The organism is Aeromonas sp. MR19 (assembly GCF_963899305.1).
Classification (GTDB): Bacteria; Pseudomonadota; Gammaproteobacteria; order Enterobacterales; family Aeromonadaceae; genus Aeromonas; species Aeromonas bestiarum.
This window is the reverse complement of the sequence record NZ_CAWQWZ010000021.1, coordinates 108,269-123,029: the sequence shown is the minus strand read 5'-3', so window position 1 is coordinate 123,029 and position 14,761 is coordinate 108,269. Positions and strand designations below refer to the sequence as shown.

The following is a 14,761-nucleotide window of genomic DNA, read 5'->3' as shown; positions in this document are numbered from 1 at the left end:
TTGAAGAACCTGATTTTTAGGTCGATACCAAATCATGTGCCCCTGATAATATTTCAGGTGGCAACGGCATTCTTAACCGCGCGGGAATATCATCTTCTCCCAGGTGCGCTGTTAATTGGTTAACAATCTTCTCAGGGGATAGCCCCTCAATGCTTGCTAACCAATTAACAAGGCGACCCGCCATCCTGGACATATTAAATACGGCATTGTCCCTGGACGTTTTGAACTTATTCTTAAAGGTGGTCACACGAACCGGCGTTATTTCTTCCTGGCAAACGGCATCCAGCCATTTGGCAAATTGCGGATACATACCCGCAAAATAGGGGTCTGGGTTTACCAGGACATCCAGCGGAATAATTCTATCCTTATTGTGTAATTCGCCTTCGGCGCGTACCCAGTTCGGGCAGTCAGCCGATTGCATCTGTTTTCCCTTCTCATATATACGAGCGCATTTACCGTTGATCCGGCTGCCCACATAAAAGGAGCAACCCTTGGTCGGCGCCATGCCAAACCGCTTGGCAATGCCCTTGGATATTTCGGCGATCACGAACTCACCGGATTCAATTTTCATCCAGGAAGGCGCGCGGCCACGTTGCGGGTGAAACTCGCCAGCCTCAGCGGCAGTAATCGCGCCCTGGTAACTGATGTGTTCGCCGCTGTAATCGTCCAGGGCCAAATCCACGCGGGTGATCCGCACTGATGGAATGTGAGAGATAACAGAGTGCAAAGCGGGCAAGTCGAGGGCCGCACAACCCACGCCGGAGAAACTGACCATGCAGCCGTGGTTAGCCGCACCCCAACCAATCAGGCCACAGGGCTCCCCATCGCACAGCAGGTCGGCAGAGTTGGCATAGCCATGCAGACCGGAGCGGCGAGGGCGCATAGTGAAGCGCGGCTCAGGAATGGGCACACCGATGCGGGTGTTCAGCTCTTCCAGCCATGTCTCCAGTTCGGCGCAGCAGAGGGTATCCAGGAACTGGACGCCGTAGCTGTCGATCAAGTCGTTATACGCTTCCCAATACTTGGCACCCTCGACCACCTCAAACTCGGAGAACTTGAGCAGGTCAGCGCAAACGGCTTTGAGCTCTTTGCGCATGTCGGCCCGGGATTTGTAATTGGCGTGCAAGGCCCGCTCCATCATCTGCGTCATGGAAGGGGTAAAGACCGGGGCAGGGGACTTGGCCACTCCCTTGAGGCTCAACCGCACGGTGTCCTTGTCGTACCCAGGTGCCAGGGCAGGGGCAACCCCCAACCGTTCAGCCTTGTCATAGAGCCGCTCAGTCACCTTGTCGAAGCGGGCGAGGGGAGCAAACCCCACCGGCCGCTTCCACAGGTAACGCAGACCCTCAACCGGCGGGGCAGACAATGCCGCCTGGATGGCCTTGTTCTGGGTATCGAAGCGGGGGATGGCCTTCAAGAGGGCACCTTGCTTGGCCAACTCAACCATCTGGCGCAACTCGGTCGGCGCCCAGGTGAAGGAGAGATAGTCGATCAGGGTCTTGGGGCCGGTCATAGCGTCTTATTCCAGGAGGTGGCCACGCAGCCAACCAGGGTCGCCAGCAGGCAGAGCACCAGGAGCACACCGAAGCCGACAACCAGGGGCTGGACGCTCACATCCAGCTTGTCGCCGATAACCCCATTTATCGGCATCACGGATCTATGACCAGTCATCGAAAAACACTCCCTGGTCATAGAAGCCTTTCCATGTGTCCTCGGTCACCTCGACCAGCTCAAAGGCCGTATCGGGGTAGGTCATGGACAGATAGATCCGCATCTCGTGCAGGTCGCGGAACATCTCAACCTGACCCGCCACACAGGCGGAGAGATCGCCGGTCGGTTCTGCCTGCCAATAGACCTTGCGCTCAGTCAGCGCAGGCAAATCTGGGTTTTGTGGGCTAGAGTGGGTCATGAGTTATGTGTTCAAGTAGTTACTTAAGTGCATTCAATCATGTAAGTACCTAAATAGAAACGAGGCGATTTTCGCCAAAATGGGTATGATGGGCCGATTGTCTAACCACTCAGGAGACAAAGAAATGGACTCTAAAACGCTGATACAGGCCTACATGAGGGCCAAAAAGTACAGCCAGTTTCAGGAAGTTGCCGCAGACCTGGGATTTACCAGCTCTTACATTTCCTCAATCAAGCATGGAAAGTCGCAACTCACTGATGCGACTGCGAAAAAACTTGCCGAGGAAATTGGCCTGGATGCCAATGAAGTGCTGTTAAGTCTGGCCGCCGTCAGGGAGACAGATCCCGAGTTGAAAAAGTCCTGGTACGAGATCCTGGCGAAGTACACCAAAGGCGCCGGAACGGCTGTAGCCCTAGTGGCAGCGGTGTTCCTGGCCCCTAGTCACGGGCATGACCTAACCGCGCATAATGTATATTATGTTAAACATGGCATCTTGTTTCCTGTTCCCACTAATTGAACTGTGTATAATGGAAACAATTGATCCTATCTCCGACCGGATGTCTTAAGTGGCTGAATTAACATCAGAACAACTAAAACCCGCTTTTGCGATTGAACAGTTCCCTGCCCTCAGCGAGATCGAACCCATACCCTTCGCCGCCTTGCAACCCAGAGCCATTTCCGGCATCAAGCGTCTCGCCAGTTTTGATGGCGACTGCCCGGTCATGCTGCTCAACGGCTTCCCCGGTGCAGATTATGAAGGTGTGTGTCAGACACTGATCGCCGCCTCCAATGGCAAGGACGGTGACCTGTTCGATCTCTGTTACACAGAAAACCTGAACAACCCGTTCAAACCTATCTGGTTGCGTCTGCAGCCCGGTAGCGGCGTCGAATTTTGTGAAATGGTTGGCGAGCTGCTCAAGCTGATGAGCCACCATCTGGATGCCGAGCGCCTGGTCACCCGCATCATGCGTAAGCAGAACAACGATCCCAAGATAGATGACTTCCTCTCCGATCTGGCGGCCCATGTAGCCCAGGGACTCGAGTTCCAGCATCCCGTGCTCATCAACCTGCTGATCCATCATGAAGAGCAGGAAGCGCCCGTGATTTATGGCCGGGATCTGAATTGGGATACCCTGTTCGGCTCCATCAATTATCAGACCGAGCAAGGCTCTGTGTATGCCAACCAGCATCTGCTGGAGCCCGGCCTGTTGCGCCAGGCCAACGGTGGCTACCTTATTCTGCAACTCGACGAGTTGCTGGATCAGCCCCACCTCTGGTTCAAGCTCAAGAACGCCATCCAGAAAGGCGAGCTGGACTGGAACGCCTATCAGGAAGGCAAGACCCTGACCCCCTTCTTCACCCCCGAAGCGACCCCTATCCGGCTGAAGCTGATCCTGGTTGGCGATCGCCTCGAAGTGGCCGAGTTCCAGATGCTGGACAGAGACATGTCCGAGCGCATCTTCCTGCGAGCGGATCTGGTGTCAGAGGTCAATATTGAGGAAGACTTGCCAGAGTTCCTGCAATACCTCGCCTGGATCCGTGAACGCTGGGCTCTGCTGGACTTCACCCCTGCCGCCATTGCGGCCATCTGCCGTCACGCCAGCCGCCTGTGTGATCATCAGGAGTGGCTCTCTTTGTCCGAGATCCAGCTTGGTGCCATCATGCGCATGGCCGACAGCCTGGCCCGCGAGATGGAAGCCGAAACCGTGACTGATGAGCATATCCGACTCGCCCTGGAAGAGCAGGACTACCGCCTCAACTACCTGGTGGAACAGTCCGATCAGGGCGTCATCGATGGTCAGATCCTGCTGCAGACCGATGGTGAAGAGATTGGCCAGATCAACGGCCTCTCCGTCATCCAGGTCTCGGGCCACCCCTATGATTTCGGTGAACCGGTGCGCCTCACCGCGACCGTGCATCTGGGTGATGGCGACGTGGCGGATATCGAGCGCAAGGCCGAGCTGGCTGGTCATATCCACGCCAAGGCGATGATGATCATCCACGGTTATCTCTCCAACAAATTTGGTGCAGAGAACCCCTCGCCGCTTTCTGCCAATCTGGTGTTCGAGCAGTCCTACCACGAGATCGATGGTGACAGCGCCTCCCTCACCGGCCTGTGTGCCCTGCTCTCCGCCCTCGCCCGCCAGCCCATCTATCAGCACTTTGCCGTCACCGGCGCCGTCGATCAGTTCGGCAATGTGCAGGCGGTGGGTGGTGTGAACGAGAAGATTGAAGGCTTCTTCCGGGTGTGCAAGATCCATGGCCTCAATGGCAAGCAAGGCATACTGCTGCCAGGCACCAATGCCCAGCAGCTCAACCTCTCCGACGAGGTGATTGCCGCCGTCGCGGCGGGTCAGTTCCACATTCATCCGGTGGATCATGTGGAAGAGGCTATCGAGTTGCTGACCGGCTGCGTGGCGGGTGAACCGGATATGCCGGATACCCTGTTCGGCCGAATTCAACAGCGCCTGGATGAACTGAATGGCACAGCGTTCAAGGGTGGCTTGCTCCGTCGCCTGCTGGGCCGGTTGTTCAGCTTGTAATAAAAGAAGAGATCGGAGTTGTTTAGCGCACAAGTGTACGCTAAATTGGCCCGGCTTTGACCCATATGAAGGATAAACAGCGTGACCCTAGACAATACCGCCATTGATGCCCGCCTTTCCCTGTGTGAACAAGGCAAAGACTCGTTTACCCGTGAAGAGCTGCTTGCCTGCAGCCGTGGCGAATTATTTGGTGAGGGTAACAGTCAGCTGCCCGCCCCCAACATGTTGATGATGGATCGCATCGTCAAGATCAACGACAACGGTGGCGAGCATGGCAAGGGCGAGATCCTGGCAGAGCTCGACATTACGCCGGACCTCTGGTTCTTCGATTGCCACTTCCCGGGTGATCCCGTGATGCCTGGCTGCTTGGGGCTGGATGCCATGTGGCAACTGGTCGGCTTCTTCCTCGGCTGGAAGGGTGGCCCGGGCAAAGGCCGTGCTCTGGGTGTAGGCGAAGTGAAATTCACCGGCCAGATCCTGCCGACCGCCAAGAAAGTGACCTACAAGATCACCTTCAAGCGCGTGATTAACCGCAAGCTGGTCATGGGGATCGCCGATGGCGTGGTGGAAGTGGATGGCCGTCCCATCTATAGCGCCACCGACCTGAAAGTGGGCCTGTTCAAAGATACCACCGCATTCTGATCGACTGATCCCGTGGTAAGACAGAGATAACGTAAAGGGGCCGCGATGGCCCCTTTCCTTTTGTAATGAGTGATGAAGTACCTATTACTTCATGAAGAGGCCTGAGCCCCGCCCTTCCATGGCGTCACGCCAACCACCAAGCCAATGCCCTCGGGCATCCAGGCATTGATACGGACACGCTTCTTTCTGTTTGCCGACCACGCCAGCCTGATAACCACGAGCACGAGCTCTTTCCAGACGGTCCCGTTTCTGTCTCTTCATCATCTACGACCCTCTTCGTGGAACAAAAAAAGCGACCAATTTTTCATCGGTCGCTTTCATCTTTACCCCACAGGGTGGGCAGGGTCAAACAAAAAATTCCATGCTATCCGGTCATTGTGACACAAGACACTGAACCACATTAATTTTTAGTGACATGCCTTTTTATCGTTGGTAGCGGCGCAGCCAGGTAAACGGCAGAGCCAGCAGAGTCAACCAGAACAGGCTGCCACCACCGCTGCCACCATCCTGACCGGTCTGGTTATTGACCGGTGCGTTGGCGACCACGTAGTTGGCAGGCTCATTGTTTTTGTAATCTTTCACAACCGGCGCCAGCTTCACGCTGACCACGGTGGCATTGCTGCGGTTGTTGAGATCGCTCTCGCTGTTGTAGCGGAAAGCCGTCGCTGCCACGGTACCATCCGTGCTGATGCCGCTGGCATACGCGATGTGATAGTAGTAGCCGTTCTGGGCGCACTGCTTGGCACCCGCATCATCCAGCCCGCAGATCAGGTCGTTCAGATACCAGTTGTTGCCGGTCGCCGCGTTGAGCAGGAAACCTTCCTGCATGCGATTGGTACCGTTGACCACAGGCTGAGTCTGATGACGGGAATCGCGCCAGCCAACCACCATGTTGTGGTTGTTGATGGCAGCCGCCTCGGAGCCGGAGCCGCTCAGCGGCTTGTCCTGCAGGGAAACAACGGCATTGGTGGTCGGGGTGTTGAGATTGAACACGAACATCTCGACGGGGCGGTTCTGGCCCTTGTTGATGCGATAGAGCTGGTTGCCAATCACATAACCGTTGTCATTGACCCCCACGGCCCAGCTGTGTTGCAGCTTGGCGTCATCCTTGCCCGGCTCGCCTTCGGCCAGCGGTATGATTTGGGTGGTGCCTACCTTGCTGTTATCCAGATCCAGCGTCCAGTATGCCGCCAGGTTGCGACCATCCAGGTAGTTGGTCCCTATCTCGCCGGTGGAGGAGTAACCCACCCCATACAGGCTGCCGTTGAATTTGCCAACGCCGAGTGCGGAGGCAGTCTGCACTACCTCGTTGCGACCTCGGGCATATTCATTGGCCTGGACCAGCTTGTTGAAGGTACCAGTGCTGTTGAGCAGCCAGAAGCTGGCCTGGGTGTTGAGGCCCGGGCAGTAGCGATAGTCACCATACTGACCATCGTTGCCGGCGAAGCACCAGTTGTAGGTCTCGGAATTGACGGCGATGTTCTTGCCGGTGGCGGCGGTGCCGGTCACCAGGTACTGACCGTTGTCCAGCTTCTTGATGCTGGTTGGCACGCTCAGGCTGTGGGTGCTGGCGCCATCCTTGAGGTTGACGCTGTTGCCTTCCTCTACGACGGCAAAAGCGGTGCGCAGCTTGCCATCCATCTTGTACCCGACGCGAGTGCCCGATACGTCGCCCAAAGCGGTGACCAGGCCATCGGTTTCGTTGCTGACCACAGACCCTACGTTGCTGCGCTGATCTGTTTTGGCCAGAAAGTCGACACGCCACTGATAAGCAAAGTTGCTCTTGTCGTTCCAGAAGGAGTTGCAGACCGAGTTGGAGAGCATGCAGCCCTGCTCAAAACGGAAACGATCGACCAGGAAGTCGGCAAACTGCACGGTCGAGAAGTGTTCGGCCATGTTGTTTTTGGTGTTGATCCCGATGAGCCCGTTGCCATCGGCACTGATCCCGCTGGCATAGCCTTTGACTTCATCATCAATGATTTTGAAAAAGGGGTCTTGTGCCGCCTGGGCATGCAGGCTGGCGCTGACCAGAATGGCCAGCATGGATAATTGCTTTTTCATCTACTTCCTTAGTCCTGATGTTTCAACGCTTCCAACTCCTCCCAACGGGAGAAGGCTTGTTCCAATGCAGCCTCTGCTGCATTCAGGGCATCCAGTTTGAGCTGGGTTTGATCGCTCGGCAGGGCAAAGAAACCGGGATGGTTTACCTCGGCCTGCAGGGTATCAAGCTCAGTCTCCAGCTGTTCCAGTCGGGCTGGCAGATTATCCAGCTCCAGTTGCAACTTGTAAGAGAGTTTTTTGGTTTTTGTGACCGCCTGGCTCGCCACAGCGACAGGCTCTGGCGTTTTGGCCTGCGCCGCTTTCGCCGCCTGTTGCGTGCTTTGCAAGGCACGGGTCGCCATCATATCGGCATACCCCCCCACGTAATCACTGATGCGGCCATCCCCTTCAAACAGCCAGCAACCGGTCACCGTATTGTCGATAAACCGACGATCGTGGCTCACCAGCAACAGGGTGCCAGGATAGTCTGCCAGCAGCTCTTCCAGCAGTTCCAGCGTTTCGACATCCAGGTCGTTGGTTGGTTCATCGAGGATCAGTAAATTACTGGGCTTCAAGAACAATTTGGCCAACAGTAAACGGTTTTTTTCGCCTCCTGACAAGGCTTTCACCGGGGTACGTGCCCGCTTGGGTTCAAACAGGAAGTCCTGCAGGTAACCCAGAATGTGACGGGAGCGACCACGCACCATCACTTCCTGCTTGCCCTCCCCCACGTTGTCCATCACAGTCTGCTCGGGATCGAGCTGATCACGATACTGGTCAAAATAGGCCACTTCCAGCTTGGTGCCGCCCTTGACCAGACCACGGCTGGGCTCTAGCTGACCGAGCAACAGCTTGATAAGGGTGGATTTGCCGCAACCGTTGGGCCCCACCAGGGCAATCTTGTCGCCGCGCAGCACCTGCAGATCCAGCCCCTGGAACAGGGTCCGATCGCCAAAGTCCAGCCCCAACCCTTCGGTCTCGAACACCAGCTTGCCGGAACGATTCACATCGTCCATCTGCAGCTTGGCCTTGCCCTGCAGCTCGCGACGCTGGGAACGCTCCATCCGCATCGCCTCGAGGGCACGAACGCGCCCTTCGTTGCGGGTGCGGCGCGCCTTGATCCCTTGGCGAACCCACACCTCCTCCTGCGCCAGCTTGCGATCGAACTCGGCGTTTTTCAGCTCCTCGACCCGCAGCCACTCCTCTTTACCCAGCAGGTATTGATCGTAGTTGCCAGGCCAGGAGGTGATCTCGCCACGATCCAGATCGATGATCCGGGTCGCCAGCTTGTGGATGAACTCCCGATCGTGAGAGATGAAGACGATGGCACCACGGAAATCTTTCAGGAACTCTTCCAGCCAGTTGATGGCTTCGATGTCCAGGTGGTTGGTCGGCTCATCCAGCAACAACAGATCCGGGTCACAGGCCAGCGCCCGGGCCAGGGCGACTTTGCGCAGCCAGCCACCGGAGAGGCTATCCAGGGTCGCGTCGGGATCGAGGTTCAGCAGGGTCAGCACCTGGCTGATACGGGTCTCGAACTGCCAGCCATTCTGATAATCGAGCTGTTCTTGCAGCTCGCTCATGATGCGAATGTTGGCATCGCTGGGATCGTGGGCCAGCTCCATGGAGATATGGTGATACTGCTTGAGCAGCTCGCCGACGCCAGCCAGCCCTTCGGCCGTGTAGTCGAACACGGTCAGATCGCTGGAGGCGGGCGGATCCTGCTCGAGGCGAGTCACCTTCAGATCCTGCTGCTGCACCATGCGACCGTCATCGAGCGGCAGTTCGCCGGCGATGACCTTCATCAGGGTGGACTTGCCCGCCCCGTTGCGCCCGACCAAACAGAGACGCTCACCGCGCTCTATGCTGAGCTCGGCATTGTCGAGCAGCGGGAAATCACTGAACGACAAGCAAGCGCCGTGCAATGTTAAAAGAGCCATTTTCGTTCCTTATTTCATATGAAAAAACGGGCGACAGACTGGGTCTGCTCCCGTTTCATCGTCAAATCAGCATTCATCCTGACGTGCAACCCAGGCTTTCAACTCAACCAGCGTGAAGGGCCAGCCCAGCTCGCGGTCCGCCTCATCCCGCAGCACCGGAATGCGTACCCGGTAGGCGGCAAGCCACCCGGCATCGTCCATGATGTCGCATTGGCGAGTCTGGCCAGCCAGCCCGGCCTCCTCCACCAGCCCCCATGCCTGTTCGCACAGATGGCAGCCGTCGGTGTGAAACAGGGTCAGCATCACGCCTCCGTTGGCGCCTCGGCGTGGGTGATGATCCAGCAGTTGTGGATATGCTGGTTACGTTCGAAGTCCTTCGGTCGGGTCTGCTGGGTGATGTTGCGAGCCTTGAGACCCGCGGCCTCGAGCCCGGCCAGATCCATCTTGAAGTGGCGCTTGTTGTTGGAGAACACCAGGGTGCCATCGGCCGCCAGCAGTCGCTTCAGGTGCTGCATCAGCAGCAGGTGATCGCGCTGTACGTCAAAACTCTCGTCCATCCGCTTGGAGTTGGAGAAGGTGGGCGGATCGATGAAGATGAGGTCGTACTGATCGTCTGCTTCCGACAGCCACTTCAGGCAGTCGGCCTGCACAAACTTGTGCTGACGGCCCACCAGCGAGTTGAGCCGCATGTTGTCCTGTGCCCAGTTCAGGTAGGTATGGGACATGTCGACCGTGGTGGTCTCGCTCGCCCCGCCAAGACCCGCGTGCACGGTGGCACTGCCGGTATAGGCAAACAGGTTCAGGAAGCGCTTGCCCCTGGCCATCTGACCCAGCATGCGGCGAGTCTGACGGTGGTCGAGGAACAGGCCGGTATCCAGATAGTCGTAGAGGTTGACCCACAGACGGGCACCGTACTCCTGAACCTCCATCCGGTGCTGCTCTTCGGAGAGCTTCTGGTACTGCTGTTTGCCCTCCTGGCGCTCGCGCACCTTCAGGATCACCTTCTCGCCGTCCATGCCGGTCACCTTGATGGCGGCCTGAACCATATCGAGCAGACGCTGACGGGTCTTCTGGGCGGGGATGTCCTTGGGCGCGGCGTACTCCTGCACCACCAGATAATCCTGATAGCGGTCGATGGCGGCGTTGTATTCCGGCAAGTCGGCATCATAGAGGCGATAGCAGTCGATGCCCTCTTTGTTGGCCCACTTCTCCAGCGTCTTCAGATTCTTGCGCAGACGGTTTGCAAAGTCCTGTGCCACCTCTTTTTGGGAGGCCACCGAGTCGAGCGCTATCTGGTAGTTGCGCAGCTGGCACTCGAGGGCGCCGTTGAACAGGCGATATTGCTTGTCGGCGCGCAGGCGCAGACAGCTGAGCAGTTCAGGCGAGGCAGAGAGAATGGAGACTCTCCAGCCTTGGAAGCTGCGACGCAGGGCATCACCGAGGGCCTGATGCACTTCCAAGAGCGCCGGGAATTCGCCAAGACGCTCGCCATAGGGCGGGTTGGAGATAAGCATGCCGACTTGGCGGGCCTCCCCTTGACCTTCTTCCCCTTCAACAGGGGCCGGCATCGGCAACGGGTTTTCCAGCGCGGTGACATCTGCCTGCTTGAAGGTGATGAGGTGGGCCACACCGGCCGCCTTGGCGTTGTCGCGGGCCTTCAGCAGCACACGGGGGTCGGCATCGCAGCCAAACAGCTTAACCTCGCAGCGCTGCATGCCACGCTTGGCGCGCACCTGGGCCTCCATCATCAGGCTCTGCCACAGCTCGCCATCGTGCTGCAGCCAGCGATCGAAGCCGAAGCGTTCGCGGCGCAGGGCCGGCGCCATGTCGGCGGCGATGAAGGCCGCTTCAATCAGCAAGGTACCGGAGCCACACATGGGGTCCATCATGGGCTCACAGGCCCAGCCGCTACGGGCAATCATGGCGCAGGCCAGGTTCTCCTTGAGCGGCGCCTCGCCTGTGCCCTGACGATAGAAACGCTGGTGCAGCGCCGGGCCTGACAAGTCCAGCGTGATATTGGCCTTGCCTTTGCCCAGGTGCGCCATGATGCGAATATCCGGCGATTTCTTGTCCACGTCCGGGCGCACGTGACCGCGCTTGGTGAAGCGATCGACGATGGCATCCTTGATCTTCAACGCGCCGTACTGGGTATTGCGAATGGCGGGGTTGGTACCGGTAAAGTCCACCGCTATGGTGGAAGTACCGGAGAAATGCTCTTCCCAGGGGATGGTGTGGGCGCCGAGATAGAGATCCAGATCGTCGTTCATCTGGAATTCGGACAGCACCAGCACGATGCGGGAGGCAAAACGGCTCCACAGGCAGGCCTTGTAGCCAATGGCCAGTTCGCCTTTGAAATGGACACCAGCGACCGTCTCACGGACCTGCTCTGCGCCCAGGGTGGTCAGCTCGTCGGCCAACAGGTTTTCCAGCCCCTTGGGGCAGGTTGCAAAAAATTCTTTCATCACGCTCACGGGGATGCCATAAAAATAGTGCCGCATTATACCTTAAGAGCCGATCCTGAGCAGCAAAAGCTTGGTGATGACCCCAGAAACAGGGCGTTTCTCTACGTGTTGGCCGGCTCACCTCCCCGCCCATTCTGCCATTCCCCTTGATACCAGGATGGGCGAGCCAGGCATTCGATGGTGCCTTGCGCCAACTCACCTGATGGGGTGACAGGGTATCACCGCAAACTAGCGACAATCTGAACTGGGTTATATCTCCCTTGTCAGCAGGCTGAACATATTCCACATCCATGGCGAAGAGAATATCGACACATCATGATTGCCATATCTGACAGGCGTCAAACAAGACTCACTGAGTTATTATCCTTCCGACAGAGCATGTCCTTTCGTTACCCCGTGTTTTTGCCCTCCCGTTATCGTCCGAAAACAGGAGGGCTATTTTTTTACTTGCCGCGCCCTGCTATTCCATCGATCGTCAGACTGTCATATCTATCAGGTTTCAGGCTCAACCACACGTCTTAAAATAGCCGGGTGGCTGGAACAACAGCTTATTCCTCCTGTAGTGTGTGTTTGCCGCCCTCTCATCCTCTTGATGCGAGGGCATTTTTGTTGGTGGCATATGAGTATTCCCATAATGCCTCTGGCAACCGTCGATATCTGAATCAAAAAACTCGCTCGTCTTTGTGGATGTCACCAGATATTGATCGTTCCTGCTCTGTTCAGGCTTACTTGGTCATAAGCAAAATATAAAAACCCGCATCTCGCGGGTCTGTTACATCCAGAACAAGGGCATTAAATGGCCCAACGCAGGCCGAATGATGTCACGGCTACGTGTTTTCTGCCGGGTACATTATCCATCTTGGGGGCATACCCGATTTCCAAAGCCAGATTTTTATAGCCCAGGCTGACAACGGGCAGTACCGCAAAGCCATTGATACCTGAACCATCAAGATAGCCGGCCTGCAGTCCCAGACCGGCAAAGAAGTTCTCGGTGAGATACCACTCCTTGCGATACATGAAGCCTGCATAGGCCGCAAATTTTTCGTAAGAGTCCTCATAGCCACCGCCACGCAATGAGAGCTTGCCGGTATCGTTATTTCCCAGAAAAACCCAATCCACCCCGAGCCCCGGATTGATATTGTTGAAGTCACAGGTTTTTCCGTGCGGTCCCTTGGCCGCTTGGCAACCACTGTGGATTGATGCTCCGTAGATGAGGACCGACAAATCTTCTGTCGCAGAAACGGTCAAAGGCAGAAATAATAGACTACTGGTCAGTAGATACTTGTTTATTGTCATGAGTCGTTTCCCTGATCATGTTGCTTACACGTATCAACCAGATACACACGTATTACACATCACAATTCCGAGACTACGGCGTTTGCAAACAAGCCTCAAGCGACACATGTCACAATTATCAGGTTAATGGAGGTAAACGAGCAAAAATAGAAACGTGACCAGACAGGAAGTTTCATGTTGAATTCATAATGAAGAAAAATACCCTGAACCAGAATGACATCAGGTTATTTTGCACCCACCGACAGAAGACAGGCGTCAACCATCACCCCACCTGACGGTATTGTGTCTGGGTCGACACCCTGGCGCTCATGCGGTTGTTCATTACCTTGATGACCCCGAAACGGGGCAGGATCTTGCTGGCGGTCAAAATAAGATCATCCGTCAGATTCAGACAGACGCTGGCCTGTTCACCCGCCTCGATCACCATGAACTCCCCCTTGCCATGAGGGGTATTCATGCACACCAGGGCGCCGGTCTCAGGAATAATGAAGGGATGAACTTCACCAAAGAACCAGCTTTGCGGCATCAGGGGTTTATAAAAGCGACTGACGGCGATGGCATTGAGTACCAACTGAACCTGATGGGGAGTGCTCCAGTCGAGTTCGGCAGCCTTGTCCATCAATTGATAATAGAGGGCGGCATCGTCCACGCAAAAAGGCTGGGTGGTGAAGGAACAGGGGACAAGCTGTCGCCCTTTATATTCGGTCGCGAATATCATGCGATCGGATAAATCCAGCATCAGACGATCATCATGAGCATCATAATGCCACTGCCAATTGTCATTGGGTTGGATACACATGGGGGTGCCCTTACTGGAAGTCGTTACTCGACTTTATTCCATGTCGAGAATTTCAGCAACTTTAAATAAAGGGCACCCATTTATTTCTTAAATATGGGTCACAATCTCTTTGACCAGACTCGGGCCTTTATAAATAAAGCCGCTGTAAATCTGGACCAGACTGGCTCCCGCTGCCAGCTTCTCCCGCGCCGCCATGGCGCTGTCTATTCCCCCTACCCCTATGATGGGCAGGGCGCCGTCCAGTGCCTTGGCCAGCTGGCGGATCACCTCTGTGCTCTTGTGCTGCAAGGGACGCCCACTGAGGCCACCCGCTTCACCTGCGTGGGGCATGTCATAGATCATGTCACGCTCCAGGGTGGTATTGGTGGCAATCACGCCATCGATCCCGTTTTTGATCAAGGACGCGGCCACCTGATTAATTTCATCCAGACTCAAGTCCGGTGCAATTTTAACGGCGAGCGGCACGTACTTCTTATATTGGGCAGCCAGCTCCTGCTGACGAACCTTGAGCGCGGCCAGCAACTCATCGAGTGCGTCACCGTATTGCAGCTGACGCAGACCCGGGGTATTGGGGGAGGAAATATTGACGGCAATATAACCGGCATGATCATAAACCTTGTCCATGCAGATCAGATAATCATCCTTGCCCTGCTCTATCGGGGTGTCCTTGTTCTTGCCGATATTGATGCCGATGACGCCCTGGTATTTGGCTTTTTTGACCTGGGCAACCAGATGGTCGACGCCCTTGTTGTTGAATCCCATCCGGTTGATGATCCCCTCTGCCGGAATAACCCGGAACAGACGAGGCTTGTCATTGCCGCTCTGGGGCTTGGGGGTCACTGTACCTACTTCAATAAAGCCAAACCCCATGGCACCAAATGCGTCGATGCACTCCCCGTCCTTATCCAGACCCGCAGCCAGTCCGACCGGATTGGCAAAATAAAGCCCCATGACAGTGACGGGGCGTTTGGGCAGTGAGTGGCGGAAGAAACAATCAAGTGGCGTACCGAGAAGGCGGGGCAAATATTTGATGGAGAGATCGTGTGCCTGTTCAGGATTGAGCTTGAACAAGAAATGCCTGGCGAGGGGGTACAACATTTTTGCTCCTTAAAAAAGCCCCGGCAACTGGC

At 56.2% G+C, this 14,761-nt stretch carries 14 protein-coding genes; 3 read left to right on the top strand and 11 right to left on the bottom strand.

The window, feature by feature from the left end; all coding sequences use genetic code 11:
- Nucleotides 1-16 precede the first annotated feature (16 nt).
- From AACQ95_RS13325 to AACQ95_RS13315, 3 genes are read right to left on the bottom strand one after another with little or no spacing between them, the layout of a single operon-like run.
- Complete coding sequence (locus AACQ95_RS13325) at nucleotides 17-1,513, bottom strand: replication initiation factor domain-containing protein (protein ID WP_241278725.1); 1,497 nt, start codon at nucleotides 1,511-1,513, stop codon at nucleotides 17-19.
- On the bottom strand, nucleotides 1,510-1,671 hold the full coding sequence (locus AACQ95_RS13320) for a hypothetical protein (RefSeq protein WP_241278724.1): 162 nt from the start codon (nucleotides 1,669-1,671) through the stop codon (nucleotides 1,510-1,512). The genes AACQ95_RS13325 and AACQ95_RS13320 overlap by 4 nt, the downstream gene beginning before the upstream one ends.
- A complete protein-coding gene (locus AACQ95_RS13315; RefSeq protein WP_241278723.1) occupies nucleotides 1,658-1,909 on the bottom strand; it encodes a hypothetical protein in 252 nt (83 codons plus the stop codon). Before AACQ95_RS13315 ends, AACQ95_RS13320 begins: the two co-directional genes overlap by 14 nt.
- A gap of 124 nt (nucleotides 1,910-2,033) precedes the next feature.
- Here AACQ95_RS13315 and AACQ95_RS13310 point away from each other — a divergent pair, with 124 nt between their 5' ends.
- The 3 genes from AACQ95_RS13310 (at nucleotide 2,034) to fabA (ending at nucleotide 5,094) form a co-directional block, all read left to right on the top strand.
- Nucleotides 2,034-2,426, top strand: coding sequence for a helix-turn-helix domain-containing protein (locus tag AACQ95_RS13310; protein WP_241278722.1), 393 nt, complete (start codon nucleotides 2,034-2,036; stop codon nucleotides 2,424-2,426).
- Nucleotides 2,427-2,475: 49 nt separating this feature from the next.
- Nucleotides 2,476-4,452 carry a Lon protease family protein gene (locus tag AACQ95_RS13305; RefSeq protein WP_103470744.1) on the top strand — a complete coding sequence of 659 codons (1,977 nt, stop codon included), beginning with the start codon at nucleotides 2,476-2,478 and terminating at the stop codon, nucleotides 4,450-4,452.
- A gap of 81 nt (nucleotides 4,453-4,533) precedes the next feature.
- Nucleotides 4,534-5,094: a 3-hydroxyacyl-[acyl-carrier-protein] dehydratase FabA gene (gene fabA / locus AACQ95_RS13300; protein WP_042037785.1), complete on the top strand. Its 561-nt coding sequence runs from the start codon at nucleotides 4,534-4,536 to the stop codon at nucleotides 5,092-5,094.
- An 84-nt stretch (nucleotides 5,095-5,178) separates the two neighbouring features.
- On the opposite strand, the gene rmf is transcribed toward fabA, so the two are convergent.
- From rmf to pyrD, 8 genes are all read right to left on the bottom strand, one after another.
- On the bottom strand, nucleotides 5,179-5,358 hold the full coding sequence (gene rmf / locus AACQ95_RS13295; RefSeq protein ID WP_005315693.1) for a ribosome modulation factor: 180 nt from the start codon (nucleotides 5,356-5,358) through the stop codon (nucleotides 5,179-5,181).
- A gap of 159 nt (nucleotides 5,359-5,517) precedes the next feature.
- On the bottom strand, nucleotides 5,518-7,155 hold the full coding sequence (locus AACQ95_RS13290; protein ID WP_241278721.1) for a DUF3466 family protein: 1,638 nt from the start codon (nucleotides 7,153-7,155) through the stop codon (nucleotides 5,518-5,520).
- Between the two features lie 8 nt (nucleotides 7,156-7,163).
- The gene (uup, locus tag AACQ95_RS13285) at nucleotides 7,164-9,074 is read right to left on the bottom strand and encodes an ATP-binding cassette ATPase Uup (protein WP_241278720.1); all 1,911 of its coding nucleotides are present in this window, start codon (nucleotides 9,072-9,074) and stop codon (nucleotides 7,164-7,166) included.
- A gap of 66 nt (nucleotides 9,075-9,140) precedes the next feature.
- Nucleotides 9,141-9,377: a glutaredoxin family protein gene (locus tag AACQ95_RS13280; RefSeq protein ID WP_098984036.1), complete on the bottom strand. Its 237-nt coding sequence runs from the start codon at nucleotides 9,375-9,377 to the stop codon at nucleotides 9,141-9,143.
- Entirely contained in the window at nucleotides 9,377-11,572 is a 2,196-nt protein-coding gene (rlmKL, locus tag AACQ95_RS13275; RefSeq protein WP_241278719.1) for a bifunctional 23S rRNA (guanine(2069)-N(7))-methyltransferase RlmK/23S rRNA (guanine(2445)-N(2))-methyltransferase RlmL, read from the bottom strand. Before rlmKL ends, AACQ95_RS13280 begins: the two co-directional genes overlap by 1 nt.
- Before the next feature lie 756 nt (nucleotides 11,573-12,328).
- Nucleotides 12,329-12,832 (bottom strand): hypothetical protein, encoded by a 504-nt coding sequence (locus tag AACQ95_RS13270; RefSeq protein WP_043555772.1) that lies wholly within the window; start codon nucleotides 12,830-12,832, stop codon nucleotides 12,329-12,331.
- A 262-nt stretch (nucleotides 12,833-13,094) separates the two neighbouring features.
- Nucleotides 13,095-13,631: a cell division protein ZapC gene (locus AACQ95_RS13265; protein ID WP_043555773.1), complete on the bottom strand. Its 537-nt coding sequence runs from the start codon at nucleotides 13,629-13,631 to the stop codon at nucleotides 13,095-13,097.
- Between the two features lie 87 nt (nucleotides 13,632-13,718).
- Nucleotides 13,719-14,729, bottom strand: a complete 1,011-nt coding sequence (gene pyrD / locus AACQ95_RS13260) for a quinone-dependent dihydroorotate dehydrogenase (protein ID WP_042866424.1) — start codon at nucleotides 14,727-14,729, stop codon at nucleotides 13,719-13,721.
- Nucleotides 14,730-14,761: the final 32 nt, after the last annotated feature.